Origin of the sequence: Mycetohabitans rhizoxinica HKI 454 (assembly GCF_000198775.1) — a bacterium.
Classification (GTDB): domain Bacteria; phylum Pseudomonadota; class Gammaproteobacteria; order Burkholderiales; family Burkholderiaceae; genus Mycetohabitans; species Mycetohabitans rhizoxinica.
The window spans coordinates 322163-346508 of record NC_014722.1 but is presented as its reverse complement, the minus strand read 5'-3'; the positions used below and the strand labels follow the sequence as shown (position 1 = coordinate 346508).

The following is a 24346-nucleotide window of genomic DNA, read 5'->3' as shown; positions in this document are numbered from 1 at the left end:
AATTCGCAGAAAACGAGCTCCTATGAGTCTTCGCATCCTGGTCGTCAACGGCCCCAACCTGAATCTGCTCGGTACACGCGAGCCGCAGACGTACGGCAGTACGACGCTCGCCCAGATCGAGCAGGCGCTGGCGCAGAAGGCCAACGCCGCAGGGGCGGCGCTCATTTGCTTCCAGAGCAATCACGAGGGGGACATCATCGAGCGCCTGCACCAGGCGCGCGACGAGCAGATCGGCTTTGTGCTGATTAACCCCGCGGCCCTCACGCACACCAGCGTCGCGATCCGCGACGCGATCGCGGCAACCGGGATCCCGTTTGTCGAGATCCACTTGTCGAATGTGCATCGACGCGAAGCTTTCCGCCATGTGTCGTATCTCTCCGACTTGGCGGAGGGCGTGATCTGCGGGCTCGGCTGGCGAGGCTACTTGTACGCGTTGGACTTTGCGCTGGAGCGCCTGGGCCGGCCGCATTGACGTCTTTTCCTGGCAACACCACACTTTCGCTATTCCGGGCCTGGCCCGGGCGCCACATCAAATTGGGGACCTCCGATGGATCTACGCAAACTCAAAACCCTGATCGACCTGGTATCCGAGTCCGGCATCTCGGAACTTGAAGTCACCGAAGGCGAAGGCAAAGTCCGGATCGTCAAGAACGCGGCACCTGTCTATCTGCCGTCCCAGGCACAATATGCCCCGGCACCGCAGGTCACCGGTGTGCCCGGCGCACCGGCTGCCGCGTCGACTGAGTCCAACGCACCCGCAACCCCCGCCGCTGCCACGCCGCAAGGCCATGTGGTCACCTCACCGATGGTTGGCACGTTCTACCGCGCGCCGTCGCCGGGAGCCGATCCGTTCGTGCAAGTTGGCGACTCGGTCAAAGAGGGCCAAACGATCTGCATTATCGAGGCGATGAAGCTGCTCAATGAGATCGAAGCCGACAAAACGGGCGTGGTCAAGGAAATCCTCGTCGAAAACGGCCAAGCTGTCGAATACGGCCAATCGCTGTTTGTGATCGGCTAACGAGTCACTGTGCCTATGTTCGAGAAAATACTCATTGCCAACCGCGGCGAAATCGCACTGCGCATCCAGCGCGCGTGCCGCGAGCTCGGCGTCAAGACGGTTGTCATCTATTCGGAAGCCGACAAGGAAGCGAAGTACGTACGCCTTGCCGACGAAGCAGTCTGCATTGGGCCGGCGCCGTCGAACCTGAGCTACCTAAACATGCCGGCGCTCATCAGCGCGGCGGAAGTCACTGATGCCGAAGCGATCCATCCGGGCTACGGCTTCCTGTCTGAGAACGCCGATTTTGCGGAGCGGGTCGAGCAATCCGGCTTCACGTTCATCGGCCCGCGCCCAGAGACCATCCGGCTGATGGGCGACAAGGTCAGCGCCAAGCAAACGATGATCAAGACAGGCGTGCCGTGCGTCCCAGGCTCGGACGGCGCGTTGCCGGACGATCCAAAGGAGATCGTCAAGATCGCGCGCTCGGTCGGCTATCCGGTGATTATCAAGGCCGCCGGCGGCGGCGGCGGGCGCGGTATGCGGGTCGTGCACACGGAAGCGGCACTCGTCAACGCGGTCAACATGACGCGTGAAGAAGCCGGCCGCGCGTTCGGCAACCCGCAGGTCTACATGGAAAAGTTCCTGGAGAATCCGCGACACATCGAGATCCAGGTGCTGGCTGATTCGTTCAAGAGCGCGGTCTGGCTTGGCGAGCGTGACTGCTCGATGCAGCGGCGCCATCAAAAAGTGATCGAAGAAGCGCCGGCGCCTCACATCGCGCGTCGGTTGATCGACCGGATCGGCGATCGCTGCGCCGAAGCGTGCAAGAAAATGGGCTACCTGGGTGCCGGCACGTTCGAGTTCCTGTACGAGAACGGCGAATTCTACTTCATCGAAATGAACACCCGGGTCCAGGTTGAGCATCCGGTGACCGAGCTGATCACGGGCGTGGATATCGTCCAGGAGCAGATCCGCATCGCGGCAGGCGAGAAACTGTCGGTGCGGCAACGCGACATCGCATTCCGCGGTCACGCGATTGAATGCCGGATCAACGCGGAAGATCCATTTAAGTTCACGCCGTCGCCGGGACGGATCACGTCATGGCACGCGCCCGGCGGCCCGGGCATCCGCGTCGATTCGCACGCGTACAATGGCTACTTCGTGCCGCCCAACTACGATTCGATGATCGGCAAGCTGATCGCGTACGGTGCGACCCGCGAACAGGCGATCAACCGGATGCGTATCGCGTTGTCCGAGATGGTGGTCGAGGGTATTCAGACGAATATCCCGTTGCACCGGGAATTGATGCTGGACGCCAAGTTCGTCCAGGGCGGCACGAGCATCCATTACCTCGAAGACAAGCTGGCTGCCAAGCAGCAGGTCGCCCCTAAGGAAGCGTAACGGGCATGAGCTATCGCGAAGTCGTCGTCGAAGTCAGTCGCGAACGCGCCGAGTCCTTGTCAGACGCGTTGCTCGAGCTTGGCGTGTTGTCGGTCTGCGTCGAGGACGCCGACGCAGACACGCCGCACGAACAAGCGCTGTTCGGTGAGCCCGGCCTCGTGCCAGAGCGCGCCGCTTGGACGCACTCGCGGGTGATTGCAATGCTTGCCGCCCAGCAGGACCCCGCCGTATTGCTAGCGGCCGCTGCGAATGAGGCCGGTCTGCCCGCGCTACCGGCCTTTACCGCGCGCGACGTCCAGGAGCAGGACTGGGTGCGGCTCACGCAATCCCAGTTCGAGCCCATCCATGTCGGCCAGCGGATCTGGGTCGTGCCCTCATGGCACGAGGCACCGCAGCACGACGCCGTGGTGCTGGAACTCGACCCGGGGCTCGCCTTTGGCACCGGCAGCCATCCGACCACACGCCTGTGCATGGAATGGATCGAGCAGCACGTGCGTGCCGGCGATTCGCTGCTCGACTACGGATGTGGCTCTGGCATCCTAGCGATACTCGCGCGCAAGTGCGGTGCCACGCCGGTCGTAGGCATCGACATCGACCCGCAGGCGATCGACTCGGCCCAGCATAACAGCGAGCGCAATCGCGTCGATGTCACATATGGGCTGCCTCACGAGTGCCCCGCAAACGAGTTCGATGTAGTCATCGCCAACATCCTATCCAATCCGCTGAAGCTGATGGCTTCGATGCTGGCCTCCAGGGTAAAACCGGGCGGAAGACTGGCGCTATCCGGGGTACTGGCGCGCCAAGCGGACGAAGTCGCAGCGGCCTACGCGCGCCACATCGAGCTTGCCGTTTGGCGTGAACAAGACGGATGGGCGTGCCTGGCCGGGCAACGCCGGGATAATTAATTAGCATACCGGCACCTCAACCGATTGACCGGCGCGCCGTGCGCCGGTTCAAGGGAACCCGTTGACATGACGCTCGCTACCCGCTGTCCCCGCTGCGGTACCGTCTACCGGCTCGTCGCCGGTCAATTGAAACTGCACCACACCATCGCGGCACGACGCGACACGGCCCGTCGTGGCGCGCGGCATGCGCGCCACCCCATCATTAACCCGGCAGCAAGCGCTCGGCCCGAGCGCCCAACGCCACCATCGCAGGAGAAACCATGAGCCAAGTCACTCTCGGAGGTAATCCGATCGAAGTCGCCGGTACGCTGCCAGCCGTCGGCCAGAAGGCCGCGCCATTCTCACTGGTCGGCAAGGACCTGGCGGACGTGAAACTCAACGACTTCGCTGGCAAGCGCAAGGTCCTGAACATCGTGCCGAGCCTGGATACGCCCACCTGCGCAACATCAACGCGCAAGTTCAATGAAGCGGCAAGCAAGCTGGAGAACACCGTCGTCATCGTGATTTCGGCCGACTTACCGTTTGCGGCGACGCGGTTCTGCACGACCGAAGGCATCGAGAACGTGATCACGGCGTCGACGTTCCGTAACCGGGAGTTCGCCGGCCAATACGGGGTGGAGATCAAGACCGGACCGCTGGCCGGCTTGACCGCGCGCGCCGTCGTCGTGCTCGATGGGGACGACAAGGTGCTGCACGTGGAACGGGTGTCGGAAATTAAAAACGAACCCCATTACGACGCGGCCCTTGCTGCACTGAAATAAACTCCCTGCCTGTCGCCGCCCAGCGCAGGCGACTGGCTCGATACCGGCCTTGCCGCCACGGGTATCTCGTCCGGCAGCCGGTGCAAGCACGCACCTGCACGCCGGCGATACGCGCGCGGGGGCGATCCAGCACTCAACCTATCATAAGGAATCACCACTGTGGCTACGCTAATCTGCGGCTCGCTCGCGTACGACAACATCATGATGTTCGAAGGGCACTTTCGCGAGCACATCTTGCCCGACCAGGTCCATATTCTGAACGTCAGCTTCCTCGTTCCATCCATGCGCCGTGAATTTGGCGGCTGCGCCGGGAATATCGCATACGGGCTGAAGTTACTGGGTGGCGAGCCGCTGATTATGGCGACGCTCGGCGAAATCGATGCCCAACGCTATCTGGAGCGGCTCGACTCGCTGGACATACGCCGTGATTGCGTGCGCGTGCTGCCAGACACACACACGGCGCAGGCCATGATCACGACCGACCAGGAAAACAACCAGATCACCGCGTTTCATCCCGGCGCCATGCTAATGAGCCACCTGAACCGCGTCAGCGACGCGCAAGATGTCACACTCGGCATCGTCGCGCCGGACGGTGCACAAGGCATGTGCGAGCATGCAGAGCAATTCGCGCAAGCGAACATCCCGTTCATGTTCGATCCGGGCCAAGGGCTACCGATTCTTGATGGAGCCCAACTGCGCCGGATGATTGAACTTGCGACCTACGTGGCAGTCAATGATTACGAAGCGAAACTCTTGAGCGACAAGACCGGGTGGTCCGTGACGGACATCGCGAGTCGCGTCGACGCGCTGATCATCACGCTCGGCGCGCAGGGTGCGACGATTCATCACCGCAATGGCGTTGAAACCATTCCGGTCGTGCCGGCAGAGCGGATCGTCGAGCCTACCGGTTGTGGCGACGCCTTCCGCAGTGGCCTGCTTTACGGCATCGAAAAAGGCCTGGACTGGGCCACCACCGGACGCCTCGCGAGCCTGATGGGGTCGATCAAGATCGCGCATCAAGGACCACAGACCTATACATTGAATCGAACCGAAATCGGCGCTCGTTTCGAAGTCGCATTCGGCTACCGCTTGCCTTGAACTATGGGAGAGCAACGATGATGATCAACAGACACGTTACGCTCGTCGTAATGCTGTCCGCCAGCCTTTCGCTGGCAGCGTGCTTTACGCCCGCTGGCTCGGCCGACGTCTACACCGCATCGCAGGCGCAGCGCGAACAGACAGTGCGCATGGGAACCGTGGAAAGCGTACGGGCAGTGCACATCGCTGCGGATAACGAAGGCGGCGCCGCGCTTGGAACGTTCGGCGGGGGTGCGCTTGGCGCGGTGGCGGGCAGTTCGATCGGGGGCGGCCGCGGCTCGATCCTGACCGGCATCATCGGCGGCATTGCGGGCGCGGTGGCAGGCAATACCGTTGCCCAACAGGCCGGCACCTCCAACGGCCTGGAAATCACGGTGCGGCTTGATAACGGCGACCTACGCTCGATCACGCAGGCGGCCACCGGCGAGGCATTCCGTGCCGGCGATCGCGTCCGGCTACTGTCCGCAGGCGGCGTCACGCGCGTGACGCATTGAAAAACATCCCGCACCGGGCGCGCGCCTGGTGTGGGATGTCATGTCGCTCGACCACTGGTGGCGCGCCGGCGCGTCGTAACGCACCGGCCCCATTCGACGTGTCGATTACGGACGGCTGCCAGTCGGGAACGGCCATGCCGCAGCCGGGTTCAACGCGGTCTTCACCGCGTTGGCCTGCGCAGCCGGCGTCGGCGTCGCAGGGGCGGCAGGGGCAGGGGCAGCTTTCTTCGCCGCTGCCTTCTTCGCAGCCGGCTTCTTGGCCGCAGCTTTCTTCGCCGGCGCCTTCTTTGCTGCCGCCGCCTTCTTCGCCGGTGCTTTCTTCGCGGCGACCTTTCTGACCGCCGCCTTCTTGGTCGGTGCGGCCTTCTTGGCCGGTGCCGCCTTCTTCGCGGCTACCTTCTTCACGGCGACCTTCTTCGCCGTGACCTTTTTGGCCGGTGCCGCTTTCTTCGCCGCAACCTTCTTCGCTGCAACCTTTTTGGCCGGTGCCGCCTTCTTCGCCGCGACCTTCTTCGCCGCGACCTTCTTGGCGGCAACCTTTTTAGCCGGCGCCGCCTTCTTCGCCGGCGTCGCTTTCTTGGCCGGTGCTGCCTTCTTCGCTGCGACCTTCTTCACAGCGGGTTTTGCTGCTGCTTTCTTCGCAGCCGGTTTTTTCTTTGCAGTGACCATCTTTTTCTCCTTCAGGTTCAGATGAGAGTTACAAACACCCTTCGTCAAAACCCGCTTCCCGCCAACGCGTTTTTTCAACGCGGCTGCTGCGAAGCGGATTATTCATCGGCGTACGCACCTGCCTCCTGCTTACGCTAATGAATGCGGCAAGGCGCACGGGACCGACCCAGCGGCTCCGTGCGCCCAAACACGACCGGCATCGCTGCCGGCGAATGATTTGAAGCAGTCCGGCACACGACACCGCGGCCGAAGGCTTTTCCGGGGGTAGTTTGCCCATCCCACTGAAGGGTTCGCACCGTGCCGTTCGTCGTCAGTCGGCTATCCAGGCGGTCAGGCGCATATTGCATCAGGCGGCACTTCTCCTAAACTTGTGCGGCACACGCGGCGGCGTCATCGCCGCCATCACGTGCTGCACACCCCTACCTATTCATTGGTGCGCGTCATTCCCAACTCAGCGCGCCACCGGTTTGATATTCAATCACTCGCGTCTCGAAGAAGTTGCGCTCCTTCTTCAAGTCGATCATCTCGCTCATCCACGGAAACGGATTTTCCTCGTTCGGGAACAACGGCTCCAGGCCGATCTGCTGGCAGCGCCGATTGCAAATGAATCGCAGATAGCTCTTGAACATACCGGCGTTCAAGCCCAGCACGCCGCGCGGCATCGTGTCCTCCGCATACCGGTACTCGAGTTCAACCGCATGCTTGAATAAGCCGCAAATCTCCTCGCGAAATGCCGGCGTCCACAAATGCGGATTCTCAAGCTTGATCTGATTAATCAGGTCGATGCCAAAGTTGCAGTGCATCGACTCGTCGCGCAGGATGTACTGGTACTGCTCAGCAGCACCGGTCATCTTGTTCTGCCGACCCAACGCCAGTATTTGCGTGAACCCGACGTAGAAGAACAGCCCCTCCATCACGCACGCGAAGACGATTAACGACTTCAGCAGCTTCTGGTCCGCCTCGAGCGTGCCAGTCTTGAACGACGGATCGGTCAACGTATGGATGAACGGGATCAGAAATTCATCCTTCGCACGGATCGATGACACCTCATGGTACGCATTGAAGATCTCGCCCTCGTCCAGGCCGAGCGACTCGACGATGTACTGGTACGCGTGCGTATGAATCGCTTCCTCGAATGCTTGGCGCAGCAGGAACTGGCGGCATTCGGGCGCAGTGATGTGGCGATACGTGCCAAGCACGATATTGTTCGCCGCCAACGAATCGGCTGTGACAAAGAAACCCAGGTTGCGCTTGACGATGCGGCGCTCGTCGTCAGTCAACCCGTTCGGATCCTTCCAGAGCGCGATGTCGCGGGACATGTTGATTTCCTGCGGCATCCAGTGGTTCGCACAGCCGGCGAGGTACTTCTCCCACGCCCACTTGTACTTGAACGGCACGAGTTGATTGACGTCGGTCTTGCCGTTGATGATCCGCTTGTCGGCCACGTTCACGCGGGCCTCGGGTGCGGGCGCCGGCGACGCGTTCGACTGCTGGTCCGGCGCGACAGCAACATCGCGCGTGAAGCTATCCTGTGCCAACGGAGCGGGCGTATCCGCAGCTTGCGCTGCATACCCGCTGGACGATGCCACGGCTCCAGTCGCCGTCGTTTCTCGCACCGTCGGTTGCGGAACGCTCGGGGGAGTTACGGCAGTAATCTCGTCATCCCAGTTGAGCATAAATGTCACCATCAATTTAGATCGGTTTGTACCATCTTTTCATCAGCGATAAAAGAGTTCGCTGATGAAAAACACTCTTTTGATCTCGCATTGAGACCTTCATACAACACTTTGATCGATATGATCGTCAAGGTCTTCGCATCGGTTGCATCACGACCCGGATCGACGCATTGCTTCGTATCGATCGGCGCGGCAAGTGCACCATCCATTTCATCGCACTCGCCGCGCCTGCCATGCGCGTGGCCACCGCTCATCGCGCGTATCGTGCGTCACACGATGCACACGCGATGCGTGCAAAGCAGTGCTCATCACGTGCCTTATCGTGTACCGCTTGCAGTATGACTGCGGGCGGTTGCAGACAACAACGGTCGAGCACGCTCACACGCCAACGCATCACTGGCACGCTTCACACTCGTCAAAGCCTGCATCGCCAGGACGCAGCATGCAAACCGGTCCCGCGATCTCATCTTGCGATCCCGCATCGGCAGCGGCGTGCACACCGGCGTTGCGCGCCGTCGCGCTGCCCGACACGCCACCCGCGCCATGCATCGCACCCACCCCACCATCGCTGGATGGCACCGCATTGAGCGCGCCGTGCGCAACCGTCGACTTCTCGACGTGCGTCGCGGCGATCGTGCGCAGGTAATACGTCGTCTTTAGGCCGCGCAGCCAGGCGAGCTTGTAGATTTCGTCCAGCTTCTTGCCCGACGCACCGGCCATGTAGATGTTCAACGACTGCGCCTGGTCGATCCACTTCTGCCGGCGCGCCGCCGCTTCCACGAGCCATTTCGGATCCACTTCGAACGCGGTTGCATACGTCTCGCGCAGATCGGCGGGAATACGATCAATGCGCGCCAGCGATCCATCGAAGTACTTCAGATCGGCCACCATCACCTCGTCCCAGAGCCCGCGCGCCTTCAGGTCACGCACCAGGTATTCGTTGACGACCGTGAATTCGCCCGACAGGTTCGATTTCACATACAGGTTCTGGAACGTCGGCTCGATGCACGCAGACACGCCAATGATGTTCGAGATCGTTGCGGTCGGCGCGATCGCGACGCAGTTCGAGTTGCGCATGCCGTGCGTAGCAATGCGCTCGCGCAGCGCGGCCCAGTCCATCGTTTCGGACGAGTCGACCTCGACATACCCGCCGCGCGAGTCGGCGAGCAGCTTCAGCGTGTCCTGCGGCAGGATTCCGCGATCCCACAGCGAGCCGCGGTACGACGAGTACCGGCCGCGTTCGCTCGCCAGTTCGGTGGACGCCCAGTACGCGTAGTAGCAGATAGCTTCCATCGAGCGGTCCGCGAACTCCACCGCTTGCTGCGACGCATACGGCGTGCGCAGCAAGTGCAGGCAGTCCTGGAACCCCATAATGCCCATGCCGACCGGCCGGTGCTTCAGGTTTGAGTTGCGCGCCTTGGCAACCGCGTAGTAATTAATATCGATCACATTGTCGAGCATGCGCATCGCGACGCTGATCGTGCGCTTGAGCTTATCGTGGTCCAGCACATAGCCACSGTCCGCGCCCTGCTTCATATGCGCGACCAGGTTGACCGAGCCCAGGTTGCAGACCGCGATCTCGTTGTCGCTCGTGTTCAACGTGATTTCAGTGCACAGGTTCGACGAATGCACAACGCCCACGTGCTGCTGCGGCGAGCGCACGTKGCACGGATCCTTGAATGTAATCCAGGGGTGGCCGGTCTCGAACAGCATCCCGAGCATCTTGCGCCACAGTTGCGCGGCCGGAATCTTCTTGAACAGCTTCAATTCGCCGCGCGCGGCCTTCTCCTCGTACGCGACATACGCCTGTTCGAACTCGGCGCCGAACTTGTCATGCAGGTCCGGGCAGCTCGATGGCGAGAACAGCGTCCAGTCGCCCCCCTCGATCACTCGCTTCATGAACAGATCCGGGATCCAGTTCGCGGTGTTCATGTCGTGCGTGCGGCGACGATCATCGCCGGTGTTCTTGCGCAGCTCGAGAAACTCCTCGATGTCCAAATGCCAGGTTTCGAGGTACGCACATACCGCGCCCTTGCGCTTGCCCCCCTGGTTGACCGCGACTGCCGTGTCATTGACGACCTTCAGGAACGGCACCACGCCCTGCGACTTGCCGTTGGTGCCCTTGATGTGCGAGCCAAGCGCACGCACGCGGGTCCAGTCGTTGCCGAGCCCGCCGGCGAACTTGGACAATAGCGCGTTTTCCTTCAGTGCCTCGTAGATGCCCTCCAGGTCGTCCGCGACGGTCGTCAGGTAGCACGACGACAGTTGCGAGCGGCGCGTACCAGAATTGAACAGCGTCGGCGTCGAGCTCATGAAATCGAACGTGGACAGCACATTGTAGAACTCGATCGCCCGCGCCTCGCGGTCGATTTCGTTCAGCGCGAGCCCCATCGCCACCCGCATGAAAAAGGCCTGCGGCATTTCAATGCGCTGCCCGTCCACGTGCAGGAAGTAACGGTCGTACAGCGTCTGCAGCCCGAGGTAGCCGAATTTCAGATCGCGCGACGCATCCAGCGCGTCACCCAACTTCTTCAAGTCGAATTGCAGCAGCTTCTCGTCGAGCAACTCAGCCTCGACGCCTCGCTTCAAGAATTGCGGAAAGTACTCTGCATAGCGCGCGCCCATCTCGGACTGCAGCACCTCTTCACCCAGGATCTCGCGGCGGATTGTATGCAGCAGCAGCCGCGCGGTGACCTGGCTGTAGGCCGGCTCCTTCTCGATCATTGTGCGCGCAGCGAGGATTGCCGAGTCGTAGACCTGCGACAACGGCACGCCGTCGTAGAGATTCTTGACCGTTTCGGCAACGATCGGCTCCGCGCTGACCGCTTCGCCGAGCCCGTCGCAAGCGGCCGTGATCACGTTGCGCAACGCGGCAAGGTCCAGCGGGCGCACGATGCCGTTGTCATTGACGTTCAACCCGCCTTGTGCCGGTTGCTGCGCCACCTCGTGCGCGCGCTCCGCAGCGCGTTTCTCACGATACAGCACATAGGCGCGAGCGACATTGTGCTCGCCGGCCCGCATCAGTGCGAGTTCGACCTGGTCTTGAATGTCTTCGATATGGAACGTGCCGCCGTTCGGCCGGCTGCGCACGAGCGCACGCACGACCGCCTGCGTCAGCGTCTCAACCGATTCGCGCACGCGTGCCGACGCGGCGCCCTGACCGCCATTGACGGCGAGGAAAGCCTTGGTCACTGCGATCGCGATCTTAGACGGCTCGAACGACACCACACTCCCGTTGCGGCGAATGACCTTGTAGTCGGCAAGCGTCGCCTGCGGCGCCAATGCGCGCGCGCCGTGCGCAGCGCCACCGCCATGCGGCAAGCCGGCTGCGGCACTGGGCTGTTGGGACGTGACGTTCTCGGTGGTTTGCATGGGCAAAGCTCCTGATCTTGTGTCGTGCGGTGAATCCGCGTTCTTGAAACGAGCGGGGCGTGGCACAGCGTATTGGCACCGTGCCGCGGCGCCCCGAAAAACGATGTCTGAGAAGGCGATGCGGCGCTGTCGCTGGAAATGAAGCGCCGCAGAAAACCACAATATCTAGTAGCGGCGCTGCCGCCTCACACCAACTATAGTGGAAATTTGCCCCAGATTCCACGAATAAATTTGCATCCGGAGACTTGACTTTTCGGCATGCACCGCCGGTTGCGGGCTCGCCGCCACGCCAGCGCAGACACGCCGCACGCCCTGCCGTCGCGGTGTGCAGCTGCGCGCAACACGTTCAGCGCAGATAGGGAAAAAACGTCGCCGGCAGCGCAAGCTGCGCGCGCAACCGATGCCAGTCGAAATGCGGCCCCGGGTCGGTCTTGCGACCCGGCGCGATGTCCGCATGGCCGGCCAGCGCGGTGATGGGATAACGCTCACACAGTGCAGCGCACAAGCGCGTCAGCGTGTCGTACTGCGGCGCCTCGAACACGTGCTCGTCCGAGCCCTCTAGTTCGATACCAATCGAAAAATCGTTGCAGCGCTCGCGGCCGGCGAAATTCGACGCGCCAGCATGCCACGCGCGCTCATTGCACGAGACGAATTGCAGCAATTTGCCGTCCCGCCGCACGAAAAAGTGCGCCGATACGCGCAGCCCGCGCAGTCGCGTGTAGTACGGGTGCGCGTCGCAATCGAGTTGGTTGAGGAACAGCGCCGCCACCGCGTCACCGCCGAACTGTCCCGGCGGCAAACTAATGTTGTGCACCACCACGAGCGTCGGCTCAACGCCTGTGGGGCGCGCATCGCAATTCGCGCATGGCGTGTGCTGGGCGGGCCGAGCCCACCCTAGCCCATCGACCACGATGCGCGCCGGCACTGCGGCGCCCTCGCCCGGCGGCATGCCCGCCGCCAGGCCAGTCATCGAGGCAGTCATCGAGCCAGTCGTCGGACACACCGCGCAGCTCGTTGCCGCCGCGTCGTCGTTTACGGATCGCTGCGTCGCGCACATCGCCCGCTCACCGCGCATTATCGCGCCTGGCTGACCGAGCCGCGTAGCGGGCAGCATGCTCGTTGGAACAAAAGCGCTGGCCCTCTACCGACACCGTCTCGCTCACCGGTACGTGTACGCCGCACTGTGCGCAGCGCACGATGGCCTCTGGCAGCGCGCCGCCACCGGCACCGCCGGTGCGCCGCGTGCCGGTCGCGCCATCGGCGCGACTACGGTTGGCCTGCGGGCGCGTGGATTCCCGTCCCGCCTCGGATCCGTGGCTGACGTGCGCCCGATCACGACGCGCGACCTGGCGCCACAGCCACTGGATGGCGAGAATCACAAAAAGCCAAAAGAGGATGCGGGCCATGACGAACGAATAAGCACACAGGAAACGATTCGAATGTCGACGCGAGCCGACTGCGTCAATCAGACCACCGCGCGATGCAACAGCACTTCCAGCACGAAGCGACTGCCGACATATGCGAGCAGCAGCGCCGCGAACGATGCCAGCACCCAACGCAACGCGGTGCGACCGCGCCAGCCGCGCCGATGACGGCCCACTAGCAACGCGCCGAACATGATCCACGATACGAACGCGAACACGGTCTTGTGATCCAGCTTGATGGCCTGGGCGATCAGTTGCTCGCTGAACCACACGCCGCTGATCAACGCCAGTGTTAGCAGCACGAAACCCGCGGCGATCAGGCGGAACAGCAACTTTTCCAGCGTCAACAACGGGGGCAGCGTATCAAACCAACTCGATAACCAGTCACGCGCGGGCGGCCCCGGCGTGCGCCGTCCGGCCACGCCGCGAAGTGCGTGCAGCCGGCGCTCGACCAGCAACATCAGAATCGCATGCAACGCGGCGATCGCCAGCAACCCATACGCGACATTAGCCAACACAAAGTGGACCTTGAACAGCGGATCCGCCGCATAGGCCAGTACATGGACGCCGCCGAACAGCAGCGGCAGCAGCGTAGCCACGCAGGCAATCGGCATCAACAACAGTCGCAGCCCGTCGAGCCGAAAAAAGAAACTCTCGATCCAGTAGATGCCCGCGCCAAGCCACAGCATCGCCGACAACGCGAATGCGAAGCCGAACACCATCGCGTCGGCCGGGAAGATCGTCATATGCAGCAGCACCCCGTGCAGCACCAGCGCGGCGAACAGCATCGCGCGCGCCACCGGTGACGTGCCGGTGCCAGCGACGCGGCCGGGCGCCGCCGCCAACGCGGCTGCCGGCGCCGTAGCCAGCAGCGTGCCGTGCGGATGCGCGTGCCGATACGAGCGCCAGGCGGCGACGCCAAGGCCGCCATACAGAAGCGCAGTGAGGGCATACAGTACAATGTGCATAGTTATTCAGTTTACACTAGCGCCCCGCCGCCGGCCCGGATCCCGCTGCCCCCGTGCGTCTTGATGCACCCGGACCGCGTCACCCGCCCGGGCTCGCGTCGAGGCGCGGCGAATCGCACGTCACTTCCATGCTCGACAATCTCACACAACGTATGGCGCGCGTCGTGAAGACGCTACGCGGCGAAGCCCGGCTCACCGAGGCCAACACGCAAGAGATGCTGCGCGAGGTGCGCCTGGCCCTGCTCGAGGCAGACGTCGCGCTGCCGGTCGTGCGCGAGTTTATCGCGAAGGTTCGAGAAAAGGCGCTCGGTGAGGAAGTGATCAGCAGCTTGACCCCCGGCCAGGCGCTGGTCGGTGTCGTGCAACGCGAACTGACCGCGGTGATCGGCGGCGACTACGAAGGCAAAGCGGCCGAGTTGAACCTGGCAGTCACGCCGCCAGCAGTGATCTTAATGGCGGGCCTGCAGGGCGCCGGCAAGACCACGACGGTCGGCAAGTTGGCCAAGCTGCTGCGCGAGATGCAGAAGAAGAAAGTCCTCACCGTGTCGTGCGACGTCTACCGACCCGCGGCGATCGCGCAGCTGAAAACCGTCACCGAGCAAGTCGGCGCGGATTTCTTCCCGTCCCAACCTGACCAAAAGCCGCTGGATATCGCGCGGGACGCATTGGACTGGGCCAAGCGACACTACCATGACGTATTGATCGTGGACACGGCGGGTCGGCTCGGCATCGATGAGGCGATGATGCAGGAAATCGCCGCGTTGCACGCGCAACTCAAGCCGGCCGAGACGCTGTTCGTCGTCGATGCGATGCTCGGCCAGGACGCGGTCAATACTGCGAAGGCCTTCAATGACGCGCTACCGCTCACCGGCGTCGTGCTGACCAAGCTCGATGGCGACTCGCGCGGCGGCGCGGCGTTGTCGGTGCGCCACGTGACGGGCCGGCCGATCAAGTTCGTCGGCGTCGGCGAGAAACTCGATGGCCTAGAGACGTTCTACCCGGAACGGATGGCCAACCGAATCCTGGGCATGGGAGACATCCTGGCGCTGGTCGAGGAGGCGCAGCGCGGCGTGGACGTCCAGGCCGCGCAGAAGCTCGCCGAAAAGGTGAAGAAAGGCGGCGCTTTCGACCTGAACGACTTCCGCGCCCAACTGTCGCAAATGAAGAAAATGGGCGGCTTATCGATGCTAATGGACAAGCTGCCGGCGCAATTCCAGCAGGCCGCTGGCAACGCCGACATGTCTCAGGCCGAAAAGCAGATGCACCGCATGGAAGGCATCATCAATTCGATGACGCCGGCCGAGCGCGCCAAGCCGGAACTGATCAAAGCAAGCCGCAAGCGACGCATCGCGACCGGCGCCGGCGTGCAGGTGCAGGAGGTCAACCGGATGCTCAATCAGTTCGAACAGATGCGCGGCATGATGAAGAAGCTCAAGGGCGGCAACCTGCAAAAAATGATGCGCGGCATGAAAGGCATGTTGCCCGGGCTGCGCTGAGCCAAGCCGACACGGCGGCTACCATCGCGGGTTTTCTCTGCGGAGCCCGCGCCGTTTTTTGATTCACACACTCTCTATTAGGCCCCTCGCCAAGATCCCGATGAACCGCGAAGAAGCCCTAGACATTTTCCGCCACTCCGAGGAGATCGTATCGTCCGCTGACGTGGCGGCGTCGATCCAGCAGATGGCCGTTGCAATCCACGACGCAATGCGTGACGAGTTCCCGCTTGTGCTGTCCGTGATGGGCGGTGCCGCGGTGTTCACCGGCATGCTGCTGCCGCATCTGAACTTCCCGCTCGAGTTCGACTATATCCATCTGACCCGCTATCGCAACACGACGCGCGGCCATGATATGCAGTGGCGCGTGGCACCCGCCGAATCAGTCAAGGACCGCGTTGTGTTGGTGCTCGACGACATCCTGGACGAAGGCGAAACGATGGCGGCGATCCGAGACCGGATCATTGAGAAGGGCGCGCGTCGCTTCGCCAGCGCGGTGCTGTGCGAGAAGCTCATTGCAAAGCCCAAGCCGCTGCGCCCCGATTTCTGTGGTGTTCAAGTGCCGGACCGCTATGTGTTCGGCTGCGGGATGGACGTCAACGGGTATTGGCGCAACCTGTCCGCGATCCGCGCGCTGAAAGGCGACGCCTAAGCCCGGTGCCGGCCACCGCGTCGGCCCGCCTGTTTCGCGTCGGACCGCGACTCTTAAAGCTGTCGCGCAAAGATCCGGATACCCTCGAGGATCATCTCCACCGAAATCGCGACCAACACAAGCCCCATCAACCGCTCGAATGCTGCAACGGTGCGCACGCCGATCCATCGCTGGATCTTCTCGGCCAGCAGCAGCACGATCGCGCACACGGCCATCGTCACCGTAAGCGCGCCGATCCATTCAAGCATCTTGCCCGGCGCATGCGACGTCAGCAGCATGACGGTCGCGATGGCTGACGGTCCCGCCAGCGCCGGAATCGCAAGCGGCACGATCAGCGGCTCGCTGAGCGGCTCGCTGCCGGATGGACCTTCCGCGTGCGGGAAAATCATTCGAAGCGCGATCAGAAACAGCACGATCCCGCCCGCCAGCCGCAACGACAGATCCGTCAGGTGCATCATGCGCAGGAACGCGTCGCCGGCGATCATGAATACCAGGAGGATAACGAACGCGATCGTCACTTCGCGCAGGATCACCTTCGGGCGCCGCTGCCGCTCAACCTTGCGCAACACGTTGATAAATAATGGGATATTGCCCAGCGGATCCGTGATCAGGATCAGCAGGACCGTCGCGGATAAGAATGTATATTGCACAGTTGCAGTCCGTTAGCGTGCCAGTGCCGCGCGCACCCGCTCGACCACCCACGCTGCCGCCTGTTCAAGCGGCAATAGCGTCGGCTCCACATCGCGGCGGCCCTGATACTCGATCTTGCCCTCCTTGAGGCCGCGCTCGCCAATCACGAGCCGGTGGGGCACGCCGATCAACTCCCAATCCGCGAACATCACGCCGGGACGCTCGCCCCGGTCGTCCAGAATCACGTCCATACCCGCGCCGAGTAATTCGTCATAGAGCTTGTGCGCCTGCTCGCGCACCGCGTCGCTGCGCTCGTAGCCCATCGGGCACAGCACCAGATGAAATGGCGCGATGGCCTCCGGCCAGATGATGCCGCGCTCGTCGAAGTTCTGCTCGATCGCCGCGCCGAGGATCCGCGTGATGCCGATCCCGTAGCACCCCATCATCATCGGTGCCGGCTTGCCGTTCTCGTCCAGGAACGTCGCGCCCATGGCTTCCGAATACTTTGTGCCAAGCTGGAACACATGCCCGACCTCGATGCCACGGCATAGGTCCAGCTCGCCGCGGCCATCCGGCGATGGGTCACCCTTGCGCACGTTGCGCAAGTCCGCCACTTCCGGCTCCGGCAGGTCACGGCCCCAATTGACCCCCGTCGTGTGGTAGCCCATCTCGTTCGAGCCGACGACGAAGTCGCTCATGTTTGCCACGGTACGATCCGCGACCACCCTCACCGGCTTGCGCGTGTTCAGCGGCCCCAAATAGCCGGGGGGCGCGCCGAACCAATCGACAATCTCCTGCTCGGTGGCGAACCGATAGCCGGCCAGCCCCGGTATCTTGCCAGCCTTGATCTCGTTCAGTTCATGGTCGCCGCGCAGCAGCAGCAGCCAAATCGTCGGGTCGGCGCCCTCGTTGTCCACGGCCAGCGCGATCGACTTGATCGTGCGCTCCAACGCAATACTCAGATAATCGGCCACCTGCTCGCATTTCGCCTTACCCGGCGTGGCCTTCTTCGTCAGCGGCTCGCTCGGCGCCGCGCGTGACGCGATCAATGACACGGCTTCGGCGGCCTCGACATTGGCCGCATAATCCGAGCCCGGGCAATACGCGATCGCATCCTCGCCGGTCGCGGCAATCACATGGAATTCGTGCGATCCGGTGCCACCGATCGCGCCGTTGTCGGCTGCCACCGCACGGAACTCGAGCCCCAGGCGCGTGAAGATCCTCACGTACGCGTCGTACATCTTCTGGTACGATAGCTGCAGCCCAGCACGGTCGCGATCGAATGAATACGCATCTTTCATGATGAACTCGCGCCCCCGCATCACGCCGAACCTAGGGCGGATCTCATCGCGGAACTTGGTCTGCACCTGGTAAAAATTCACCGGCATCTGGCGGTAGCTCTTAATCTCCTTGCGCGCGATATCGGTGACCACTTCCTCATGCGTCGGTCCGACGACGAAGTCGCGGTCGTGGCGGTCCTTCACCCGCAGCAATTCGGGGCCATATTGCTCCCAGCGGCTGGATTCCTGCCATAGCTCAGCCGGCTGCACCGCTGGCATCAACAGCTCGACAGCACCCGCGCGGTTCATCTCCTCGCGTACGATCGCCTCCACCTTGCGGATCGAGCGCAACCCGATCGGCATGTAGTTGTAGATACCGCCGGCGACGCGGCGAATCATCCCCGCCCTGACCATCAACTGATGACTGACGATCTCGGCATCGGCCGGCGCTTCCTTCAGCGTGCCGATGAAAAAACGCGAAGCTTTCATTCTTGAGGGGTTCCAAAACGAGGGCGCCGGCATACCCGACTCCAGCCGGGTCGCACGGCGCCCATTAACTGTTTATAATCAAAGCAATTTTAAAGGATTCGAAGGTGGTTGTATGCTGGATCGTGAAGGCTTTCGCCCGAACGTCGGCATCATCCTCTTGAACGCGCGCAACGAGGTGTTTTGGGGCAAACGGCTGCGTGAGCATTCCTGGCAGTTTCCGCAAGGCGGCATCAAGTACGGTGAGACGCCCTTGCAAGCGATGTTTCGGGAGCTGCGCGAAGAAACCGGTTTGAGACCCGAGCATGTCAAGGTCATCGGTCGCACGCGCGACTGGTTGCGTTACGAGGTGCCCGACAAGTACATCAAGCGCGAGGTCCGCGGTCACTATCGAGGACAAAAGCAGATTTGGTTTCTGTTGCGCATGATCGGACGCGACTGCGATATCTGCCTGCGCGCGACCGATCATCCGGAGTTCGACGCGTGGCGCTGGAACAGCTACTGGGTGCCGCTGGACGCCGTGATCGAGTTCAAGAGAGATGTGTACCAGATGGCGCTGACCGAGCTTTCCCGCTTCGTGCGACGGCAGCCCGGACGCCATGCACGTTCTGCTTTGCACCATGGTGCCCGCCCTTCAAAGGTGAAGGCAAAAGTGGTAACGGTATCGATCGAGACGGTATGTTCGAACATCGAGCCCGGCGCCGAGCTTGACTGCGGCCGCGCGGCGACCGCAGTGCTGGACGTGGCCGCCGCGACGCTGGTCGTCGAGCCGGTCAGCACCAAGCCACGACCATGATTGCCGCATCGGTTTGCCTGGCGGCACATCGCCGCGTTGGCAGACCGCCGAGGGCCGCGCTCCGGAGATTCGCATCCGGATCCCGGCCCTTGTGCTTTAATACACCACCTTTTGTGCCAGGAACCCGTCTCTTGAAACGCGTCTGCCCGCCTGCCCGTCCATCGCGCCCAAGTTCACGCCGCATCGCCGCCCTGATCGGCACGATCGCCGCCGCGCTGCTCGGCGCGTGCTCGTCCCCGTCGCCGGACCAGGGGCCCAAGCCCGGCCAGGACTTTACCTATCTGCTAGAGCGCACGCAGAACTGGGTCGAGAACCAGGTTGATAAGCTTGCGCCGATGCCACGCGCCGCGGACCTGCTGCCATTCGAGGTCTCTGCGACGACGGACCTGCAGTTTGCCGTCGACGCGGCGTCCGTGTCGGTGGGCACCGACGGCGTCGTACGCTATACGATCGTGATCACGAGCCCGCAAGGCGCACGCAATGTCTATTACGAAGGCTTGCGCTGCGAAACCTATGAGTGGCGCCGTTATGCGGCCGCCGACGACAGCGGCGAACAATGGGACCGGGGCGCGGCAAACGGCTGGCGGCGCATCGAGAATAGCCAGTTGAACGCGTATCAGGCCGCGCTATACCAAGATTACATGTGCGCGAACAAGATCCCGCAGGGCAATGCCGCGTCGATCGTGCAAAATATCCGTTATAAACGGATCGCCGCATCGCGCTATCAATAGCGACGCCCCAAGCCAAGCCTAACCGGTTTCGCGCATCGCGGGTCCGTATGCGATGCGTGCACCTCGCCGGCGCTACAGCATCACCAGGTTGTCCCGGTGGATCAATTCTGGCTCGAGCATGTAACCGAGAATCGACTCGATCTGCGCACTCGGATGGCGGCGAATCAACCGCACCTCGGCGCTACTGTAGTTCGTCAACCCACGCGCCACCTCACGGCCCGCTTCGTCCAGGCACGCAATCACCTCGCCGCGGGCAAAAATACCTTGTACGTCGACGATGCCGACCGGCAACAGGCTCTTGCCCTCGGAAGTCAGCTTCTCGAGCGCCCCCGCATCGATCACGACATGGCCGCGCACTTGCAGATGGTCTGCTACCCATTGCTTGCGCGCGGCCATGCGGGCGGTCCGCGCAATGAGTTGCGTGCCAATCGGCTCCGCCGCCGCCAGCCTAACTAACACGTGCGGCTCACGACCACTTGCGATCACCGTATCCGCGCCGCTGTGCGCGGCGCGCTTGGCGGCCAGGATCTTGGTCAGCATCCCGCCCCGACCAATGCTTGTGCCAGCGCCACCGGCCATTGCTTCCAACGCGGGGTCGCCCGCGTCGGCCTGTTGCACCAGCGTCGCGGCAGGATTCTTGCGCGGATCGGCCGTGTACAAGCCACACTGGTCGGTCAGGATCACCAGCGCGTCCCCTTCGATCAGATTCGCTACCAACGCGCCCAATGTGTCGTTGTCGCCGAACTTGATCTCACCCGTGACGACCGTGTCATTCTCATTGATGATCGGCACCACGCCGAGTCTGAGCAACGTGAGTAGCGTCGAGCGTGCATTCAGGTATCGCTCGCGATCGGCAAGGTCCGCGTGCGTGAGCAGGATCTGCGCCGTGCGGATCGAATACTCGGCAAAGCGGCTTTCATAGACCTGCGCCAACCCCATTTGGCCGACCGCGGCCGCGGCCTGCAGTTCGGCGATCTCGCGTGGACGCCGGCTCCAGCCCAGTCGCTGCATCCCCTCGGCGATCGCGCCGGAACTGACCAGCACCACGTCCTTGCCCTGCTGACGCAAGGCGGCGATTTGCGCGGCCCACTGCCCGATCGCGTCATGATCCAGTCCACGCCCGTCATTGGTGACCAGGCTTGAGCCCACTTTCACAACCAGCCGCTTTGCATCAGCAATGATCGAACGCATCGCTTTGCCGCCCCTATATTCCTGTTTGGCATCGTATTGCGCGGCGGCGGCAATCACTGTGTATCAGCGCCGGGTTGTGTTGCGCCGTCGGACGCCTGTGCGTCGTCGGATGCTTGTGCGTCGTCCCGGAATCGCACGTCGGCCGCCAGGTCCTCGGCATGCTGCACGCGCGCCGCCAGCCCCGTCTCGCTCAAGTAGTCGTAGACCGCATAACACATATTCTCACAGCCCAGGCCGGTGAGCGCCGAGATCTGGAATACCGGTCCTTGCCAACCGAAGCGCTTGACGAAATCGGCCACTCGGGCCTCGCGCTCGTGCTCTGCAATCATGTCGACCTTGTTCAATACCAGCCACCTCGGCTTACGGTAAAGCGCCTCGTCGTACTTGCGCAGCTCGTTGACGATCGCGCCCGCCTCCGCGACCGGATCGACGCCGTCGTCGAACGGTGCAAGATCGACCAGATGCAACAATATCCCGGTGCGTTGCAGATGCCGTAGGAATTGGTGCCCCAGCCCGGCACCTTCGGCGGCACCCTCGATTAGACCCGGGATATCAGCGATCACGAAGCTCTTCGCCGGTCCGACCCGCACCACACCAAGGTTCGGCGCAAGCGTCGTGAACGGATAGTCGGCAATTTTCGGTTTGGCATTCGACACCGACGCGATAAAGGTCGACTTGCCCGCGTTGGGCATGCCCAACAGGCCGACATCGGCCAGCACCTTCAACTCAAGCCTTAGCATGCGGCGCTCGCCCGGCTTGCCTTCGGTTTTTTGCCGTGGTGCCCGGTTCGTGCTCGACTTGAAGTGCAAGTTGCCGAGCCCCCCGGCGCCGCCCTTAGCGAGCAGCACGCGCTGATCGTGCTCAGTCAAGTCGGCGATCAGCTCACCGGTATCCTTATCCGTGATCATCGTGCCGACCGGCATCCGCAACGTGATGTCTTCGCCTGCCTTGCCGTAGCAGTCCGAGCCGCGCCCGTTCTCGCCGTTGCGCGCTTGGTGCTTCTTCGCGTACCGATAGTCGATTAGCGTATTGATGTTGCGATCCGCGACAGCGTAAACACTGCCACCGCGCCCGCCGTCACCCCCATCCGGCCCGCCGAACGGAACGAACTTCTCACGGCGCATCGATGCGCTGCCATCCCCTCCGTCACCGGCGATGACCTCGATTCTCGCTTCGTCAATGAACTTCATTCCAATTGCTCCGTTCGGCTTGCGCCGTTTGCCTGCTGCCGCCGGCCGCCGAGCGTGCCGCCGTCGCCGCGATTTTGTTAGCGCTCACACCATGCGTTGCCAGCGCTTACCTTCTATTTTGCCAGCACCAACAAAAAGGCCCCGCGGATTGCGAGGCCTTTTGATTCGTCATGCCTGCCCTGCATCGGCAGCCCGGGGCGGCGTCGCCGACACGAGCCCGGCGGGCTGCCGAATCGGGTCAGCCAGTTCGCGTGGTGACCACCGGGTATTAGGCAGCCGGGACCACGCTGACGATGTGCTTCTTCGCCGCGCCCTTGACCGCAAAGCGGACATGACCGTCGGTCAGCGCAAACAGCGTATGGTCCTTGCCAATCCCGACGTTGTCGCCAGCATGCATCCGCGTGCCGCGTTGACGCACAATGATGCCACCCGCATTGATTGCCTGGCCGCCGAACACCTTGACGCCGAGGCGCTTGCTTTCAGAATCGCGGCCGTTCCGGGACGAGCCGCCTGCCTTTTTGTGTGCCATCTGTGGACTCCCTGCGCGTTACGCGTTGATCGCGTCGATGCGCAATTCGGTGTAATTCTGGCGATGACCGCCATGCTTCTGGTAGTGCTTCCGGCGACGCATCTTGAAGATCGTCACTTTCGCATGCCGTCCGTGCGATACCACGGTAGCCTTGACGGAAGCCCCACCCACCAGCGGCGTACCGAACTTGATCGATTCGCCCTCGCCGACTGCGAGCACCTGGTCGAGCGTGATTTCAGCGCCAATGTCTGCCGGTATCTGTTCTACTTTCAATTTTTCGCCGGCAGCGACCTTGTACTGCTTGCCACCGGTTTTTATGACCGCGTACATTGTTGAACCTCACTTGAAAAGCGGCCCGGATCCGGACCCCTTCATTTGTTTCGAACACGCGTTTCGCGCGCTTCGTGCATTCCTGCGCACCACGCACAGAAACGCTTGATTATATAGAGGTTTTTTAGGCAAGTCAAAACCTGCTGCGGATCGCAGCGCACACGGGCGGGCGCGCTGTGCAACCGTGATCTATAAGGTGGCGGCAAAGTGCGGTCGACCGCTCCAGTACCTTATAATTCGCCTGTTTTGCTCCGCCCACCCTTTTTCCGGTTTACGTCGTTGACAGCCACCACCACCCCGTCCGCGGCCGCCACGCTTGCGCCGATCGCCGACGACATGCAACAAGTCAATCGCGTGATCCGCACGCGGCTCGCATCGGACGTCGTCCTGATCAACCAGATCGCCGAATACATCATCGGTGCGGGCGGCAAGCGCCTGCGCCCCGCCCTGCTGTTGCTGGTGGCGAACGCACTGGGAGAGCGCAGTGGCCAGCGGCACGAGCTCGCGGCGGTCATCGAGTTCATCCACACGGCGACGCTGCTCCATGACGACGTGGTCGATGAATCACAGTTGCGGCGCGGCAAGCAAACCGCCAATGCGCTGTTCGGCAACGCAGCTAGCGTGCTGGTCGGCGATTTCCTGTATTCGCGTGCGTTCCAGATGATGGTCGCGTGCGACAACCTGCGCGTGATGCAGATCCTGTCGGACGCCACCAACGTGATTGCGGAAGGCGAAGTATTGCAGTTGCTGAACATGCATGATCCGGACGTGGATCAAGCGCGCTACATGCAGGTGATCCGTTACAAGACCGCCAAACTGTTTGAGGCAGCGGCCCAGTTGGGCGCGGTCATCGCCGGCGCGCCACCCGCGCTGGAGGCGGCCGCGGCTGAGTTTGGCCGCACGATCGGCACCGCCTTCCAGATCATGGACGACTGGCTCGATTACACAGGCACGCCCGAGTCAATGGGGAAGAATGCCGGCGACGACCTGCGCGAAGGCAAACCGACGCTACCGCTGATTTACCTGATCGAGCACGGTACCGCCGAGCAGGCGCAGTTGGCCCGAGACGCCATCGAGCACGGCGGCACCGACCGATTCGACACGATTTTCACCGCCATCAACGAGTCGGGTGCGCTCGAGCACACGCTGCGTTGCGCCGAAGCAGAGGCACAGGCTGCGGCACGCGCCATTTTTTCATTTCCAGATTCCCAATTCAAAGAATCGCTGCTAGAATTATGCTCTTATTCAGCGTCACGCCAGTCTTGAAAAA

At 62.5% G+C, this 24346-nt stretch carries 26 protein-coding genes; 13 read left to right on the top strand and 13 right to left on the bottom strand.

The genetic code is table 11. The features are described 5' to 3' along the window. The first annotated feature begins 22 nt into the window (after positions 1-22). The 8 genes from aroQ to RBRH_RS01490 all read left to right on the top strand — a co-directional run bounded on the left by aroQ (position 23) and on the right by RBRH_RS01490 (position 5659). A complete protein-coding gene (gene aroQ / locus RBRH_RS01520; RefSeq protein ID WP_041753008.1) occupies positions 23-472 on the top strand; it encodes a type II 3-dehydroquinate dehydratase in 450 nt (149 codons plus the stop codon). A 75-nt stretch (positions 473-547) separates the two neighbouring features. Next, positions 548-1018, top strand: coding sequence for an acetyl-CoA carboxylase biotin carboxyl carrier protein (gene accB, locus RBRH_RS01515; protein WP_013434123.1), 471 nt, complete (start codon positions 548-550; stop codon positions 1016-1018). Positions 1019-1033: 15 nt separating this feature from the next. Then, positions 1034-2401, top strand: coding sequence for an acetyl-CoA carboxylase biotin carboxylase subunit (accC, locus tag RBRH_RS01510; protein WP_041753006.1), 1368 nt, complete (start codon positions 1034-1036; stop codon positions 2399-2401). A gap of 5 nt (positions 2402-2406) precedes the next feature. Beyond that, on the top strand, positions 2407-3306 hold the full coding sequence (gene prmA / locus RBRH_RS01505; protein ID WP_013434121.1) for a 50S ribosomal protein L11 methyltransferase: 900 nt from the start codon (positions 2407-2409) through the stop codon (positions 3304-3306). Positions 3307-3372: 66 nt separating this feature from the next. Next, positions 3373-3570 carry a hypothetical protein gene (locus tag RBRH_RS18535; RefSeq protein WP_157864313.1) on the top strand — a complete coding sequence of 66 codons (198 nt, stop codon included), beginning with the start codon at positions 3373-3375 and terminating at the stop codon, positions 3568-3570. Continuing rightward, complete coding sequence (gene tpx / locus RBRH_RS01500; RefSeq protein WP_013434119.1) at positions 3567-4067, top strand: thiol peroxidase; 501 nt, start codon at positions 3567-3569, stop codon at positions 4065-4067. Before RBRH_RS18535 ends, tpx begins: the two co-directional genes overlap by 4 nt. A gap of 159 nt (positions 4068-4226) precedes the next feature. Further along, a complete protein-coding gene (locus tag RBRH_RS01495) occupies positions 4227-5165 on the top strand; it encodes a carbohydrate kinase family protein (RefSeq protein ID WP_013434118.1) in 939 nt (312 codons plus the stop codon). Between the two features lie 50 nt (positions 5166-5215). After that, on the top strand, positions 5216-5659 hold the full coding sequence (locus RBRH_RS01490; RefSeq protein ID WP_370645055.1) for an outer membrane lipoprotein: 444 nt from the start codon (positions 5216-5218) through the stop codon (positions 5657-5659). Between the two features lie 105 nt (positions 5660-5764). On the opposite strand, the gene RBRH_RS21240 is transcribed toward RBRH_RS01490, so the two are convergent. From RBRH_RS21240 to RBRH_RS01455, 7 genes are all read right to left on the bottom strand, one after another. Then, positions 5765-6328: a histone H1-like DNA-binding protein gene (locus RBRH_RS21240; protein WP_041753003.1), complete on the bottom strand. Its 564-nt coding sequence runs from the start codon at positions 6326-6328 to the stop codon at positions 5765-5767. A 440-nt stretch (positions 6329-6768) separates the two neighbouring features. Continuing rightward, complete coding sequence (locus RBRH_RS01480; protein WP_041754005.1) at positions 6769-8004, bottom strand: ribonucleotide-diphosphate reductase subunit beta; 1236 nt, start codon at positions 8002-8004, stop codon at positions 6769-6771. 11 nt (positions 8005-8015) lie between these two features. Next, positions 8016-8258, bottom strand: a complete 243-nt coding sequence (locus RBRH_RS01475; protein ID WP_013434113.1) for a hypothetical protein — start codon at positions 8256-8258, stop codon at positions 8016-8018. Between the two features lie 139 nt (positions 8259-8397). Continuing rightward, a complete protein-coding gene (locus RBRH_RS01470) occupies positions 8398-11376 on the bottom strand; it encodes a ribonucleoside-diphosphate reductase subunit alpha (RefSeq protein WP_041753002.1) in 2979 nt (992 codons plus the stop codon). A 346-nt stretch (positions 11377-11722) separates the two neighbouring features. Continuing rightward, complete coding sequence (gene ampD, locus RBRH_RS01465; protein WP_157864454.1) at positions 11723-12325, bottom strand: 1,6-anhydro-N-acetylmuramyl-L-alanine amidase AmpD; 603 nt, start codon at positions 12323-12325, stop codon at positions 11723-11725. Positions 12326-12440: 115 nt separating this feature from the next. Further along, positions 12441-12782: a PP0621 family protein gene (locus RBRH_RS01460; RefSeq protein WP_013434110.1), complete on the bottom strand. Its 342-nt coding sequence runs from the start codon at positions 12780-12782 to the stop codon at positions 12441-12443. A 59-nt stretch (positions 12783-12841) separates the two neighbouring features. Further along, positions 12842-13768 carry a cytochrome C assembly family protein gene (locus tag RBRH_RS01455; protein WP_013434109.1) on the bottom strand — a complete coding sequence of 309 codons (927 nt, stop codon included), beginning with the start codon at positions 13766-13768 and terminating at the stop codon, positions 12842-12844. Between the two features lie 128 nt (positions 13769-13896). Between RBRH_RS01455 and ffh the strand changes: the two genes are divergently transcribed. After that, entirely contained in the window at positions 13897-15264 is a 1368-nt protein-coding gene (gene ffh, locus RBRH_RS01450) for a signal recognition particle protein (protein ID WP_041753000.1), read from the top strand. A gap of 100 nt (positions 15265-15364) precedes the next feature. Next, positions 15365-15913 carry a hypoxanthine-guanine phosphoribosyltransferase gene (locus RBRH_RS01445; protein ID WP_041752999.1) on the top strand — a complete coding sequence of 183 codons (549 nt, stop codon included), beginning with the start codon at positions 15365-15367 and terminating at the stop codon, positions 15911-15913. Between the two features lie 53 nt (positions 15914-15966). Here RBRH_RS01445 and RBRH_RS01440 read toward each other — a convergent pair whose 3' ends face one another. Further along, positions 15967-16563, bottom strand: a complete 597-nt coding sequence (locus RBRH_RS01440; protein ID WP_013434106.1) for a MarC family protein — start codon at positions 16561-16563, stop codon at positions 15967-15969. Positions 16564-16575: 12 nt separating this feature from the next. Then, positions 16576-18312: a proline--tRNA ligase gene (locus RBRH_RS01435; protein ID WP_041752998.1), complete on the bottom strand. Its 1737-nt coding sequence runs from the start codon at positions 18310-18312 to the stop codon at positions 16576-16578. Positions 18313-18424: 112 nt separating this feature from the next. Between RBRH_RS01435 and RBRH_RS01430 the strand changes: the two genes are divergently transcribed. Together RBRH_RS01430 and RBRH_RS01425 are read left to right on the top strand one after the other, a co-directional pair. Beyond that, positions 18425-19105, top strand: coding sequence for an RNA pyrophosphohydrolase (locus RBRH_RS01430; protein ID WP_041752996.1), 681 nt, complete (start codon positions 18425-18427; stop codon positions 19103-19105). 131 nt (positions 19106-19236) lie between these two features. Beyond that, the gene (locus tag RBRH_RS01425; protein WP_049786334.1) at positions 19237-19836 is read left to right on the top strand and encodes a CNP1-like family protein; all 600 of its coding nucleotides are present in this window, start codon (positions 19237-19239) and stop codon (positions 19834-19836) included. A 72-nt stretch (positions 19837-19908) separates the two neighbouring features. Here the strand turns inward: RBRH_RS01425 and proB are convergent, their stop codons facing one another. The 4 genes from proB to rplU all read right to left on the bottom strand — a co-directional run bounded on the left by proB (position 19909) and on the right by rplU (position 23076). Beyond that, positions 19909-21027 (bottom strand): glutamate 5-kinase, encoded by a 1119-nt coding sequence (gene proB, locus RBRH_RS01420; protein ID WP_041754002.1) that lies wholly within the window; start codon positions 21025-21027, stop codon positions 19909-19911. Positions 21028-21080: 53 nt separating this feature from the next. Next, positions 21081-22217 (bottom strand): Obg family GTPase CgtA, encoded by a 1137-nt coding sequence (cgtA, locus tag RBRH_RS01415; protein WP_013434101.1) that lies wholly within the window; start codon positions 22215-22217, stop codon positions 21081-21083. A gap of 268 nt (positions 22218-22485) precedes the next feature. After that, positions 22486-22746 carry a 50S ribosomal protein L27 gene (rpmA, locus tag RBRH_RS01410; RefSeq protein WP_013434099.1) on the bottom strand — a complete coding sequence of 87 codons (261 nt, stop codon included), beginning with the start codon at positions 22744-22746 and terminating at the stop codon, positions 22486-22488. Between the two features lie 18 nt (positions 22747-22764). Beyond that, positions 22765-23076 carry a 50S ribosomal protein L21 gene (gene rplU / locus RBRH_RS01405; protein ID WP_013434098.1) on the bottom strand — a complete coding sequence of 104 codons (312 nt, stop codon included), beginning with the start codon at positions 23074-23076 and terminating at the stop codon, positions 22765-22767. Positions 23077-23322: 246 nt separating this feature from the next. Here rplU and RBRH_RS01400 point away from each other — a divergent pair, with 246 nt between their 5' ends. Continuing rightward, on the top strand, positions 23323-24342 hold the full coding sequence (locus RBRH_RS01400; protein ID WP_041752995.1) for a polyprenyl synthetase family protein: 1020 nt from the start codon (positions 23323-23325) through the stop codon (positions 24340-24342). The last annotated feature ends 4 nt before the right edge of the window (positions 24343-24346 follow it).

Coding starts and splice junctions, on each gene's coding strand:
- RBRH_RS01445 (WP_041752999.1), top strand. CDS start 15,365: ATGAACCGCGAAGAAGCCCTAGACATTTTCCGCCACTCCGAGGAGATC.
- RBRH_RS01480 (WP_041754005.1), bottom strand. CDS start 8,004: ATGCTCAACTGGGATGACGAGATTACTGCCGTAACTCCCCCGAGCGTT.
- accB (WP_013434123.1), top strand. CDS start 548: ATGGATCTACGCAAACTCAAAACCCTGATCGACCTGGTATCCGAGTCC.
- RBRH_RS01460 (WP_013434110.1), bottom strand. CDS start 12,782: ATGGCCCGCATCCTCTTTTGGCTTTTTGTGATTCTCGCCATCCAGTGG.
- RBRH_RS01455 (WP_013434109.1), bottom strand. CDS start 13,768: ATGCACATTGTACTGTATGCCCTCACTGCGCTTCTGTATGGCGGCCTT.
- tpx (WP_013434119.1), top strand. CDS start 3,567: ATGAGCCAAGTCACTCTCGGAGGTAATCCGATCGAAGTCGCCGGTACG.
- cgtA (WP_013434101.1), bottom strand. CDS start 22,217: ATGAAGTTCATTGACGAAGCGAGAATCGAGGTCATCGCCGGTGACGGA.
- ffh (WP_041753000.1), top strand. CDS start 13,897: ATGCTCGACAATCTCACACAACGTATGGCGCGCGTCGTGAAGACGCTA.
- proB (WP_041754002.1), bottom strand. CDS start 21,027: ATGCGTTCGATCATTGCTGATGCAAAGCGGCTGGTTGTGAAAGTGGGC.
- RBRH_RS18535 (WP_157864313.1), top strand. CDS start 3,373: ATGACGCTCGCTACCCGCTGTCCCCGCTGCGGTACCGTCTACCGGCTC.
- RBRH_RS01435 (WP_041752998.1), bottom strand. CDS start 18,312: ATGAAAGCTTCGCGTTTTTTCATCGGCACGCTGAAGGAAGCGCCGGCC.
- aroQ (WP_041753008.1), top strand. CDS start 23: ATGAGTCTTCGCATCCTGGTCGTCAACGGCCCCAACCTGAATCTGCTC.
- RBRH_RS21240 (WP_041753003.1), bottom strand. CDS start 6,328: ATGGTCACTGCAAAGAAAAAACCGGCTGCGAAGAAAGCAGCAGCAAAA.
- rplU (WP_013434098.1), bottom strand. CDS start 23,076: ATGTACGCGGTCATAAAAACCGGTGGCAAGCAGTACAAGGTCGCTGCC.
- rpmA (WP_013434099.1), bottom strand. CDS start 22,746: ATGGCACACAAAAAGGCAGGCGGCTCGTCCCGGAACGGCCGCGATTCT.
- prmA (WP_013434121.1), top strand. CDS start 2,407: ATGAGCTATCGCGAAGTCGTCGTCGAAGTCAGTCGCGAACGCGCCGAG.
- RBRH_RS01430 (WP_041752996.1), top strand. CDS start 18,425: ATGCTGGATCGTGAAGGCTTTCGCCCGAACGTCGGCATCATCCTCTTG.
- accC (WP_041753006.1), top strand. CDS start 1,034: ATGTTCGAGAAAATACTCATTGCCAACCGCGGCGAAATCGCACTGCGC.
- RBRH_RS01490 (WP_370645055.1), top strand. CDS start 5,216: ATGCTGTCCGCCAGCCTTTCGCTGGCAGCGTGCTTTACGCCCGCTGGC.
- ampD (WP_157864454.1), bottom strand. CDS start 12,325: ATGCCGCCGGGCGAGGGCGCCGCAGTGCCGGCGCGCATCGTGGTCGAT.
- RBRH_RS01475 (WP_013434113.1), bottom strand. CDS start 8,258: ATGAGCGGTGGCCACGCGCATGGCAGGCGCGGCGAGTGCGATGAAATG.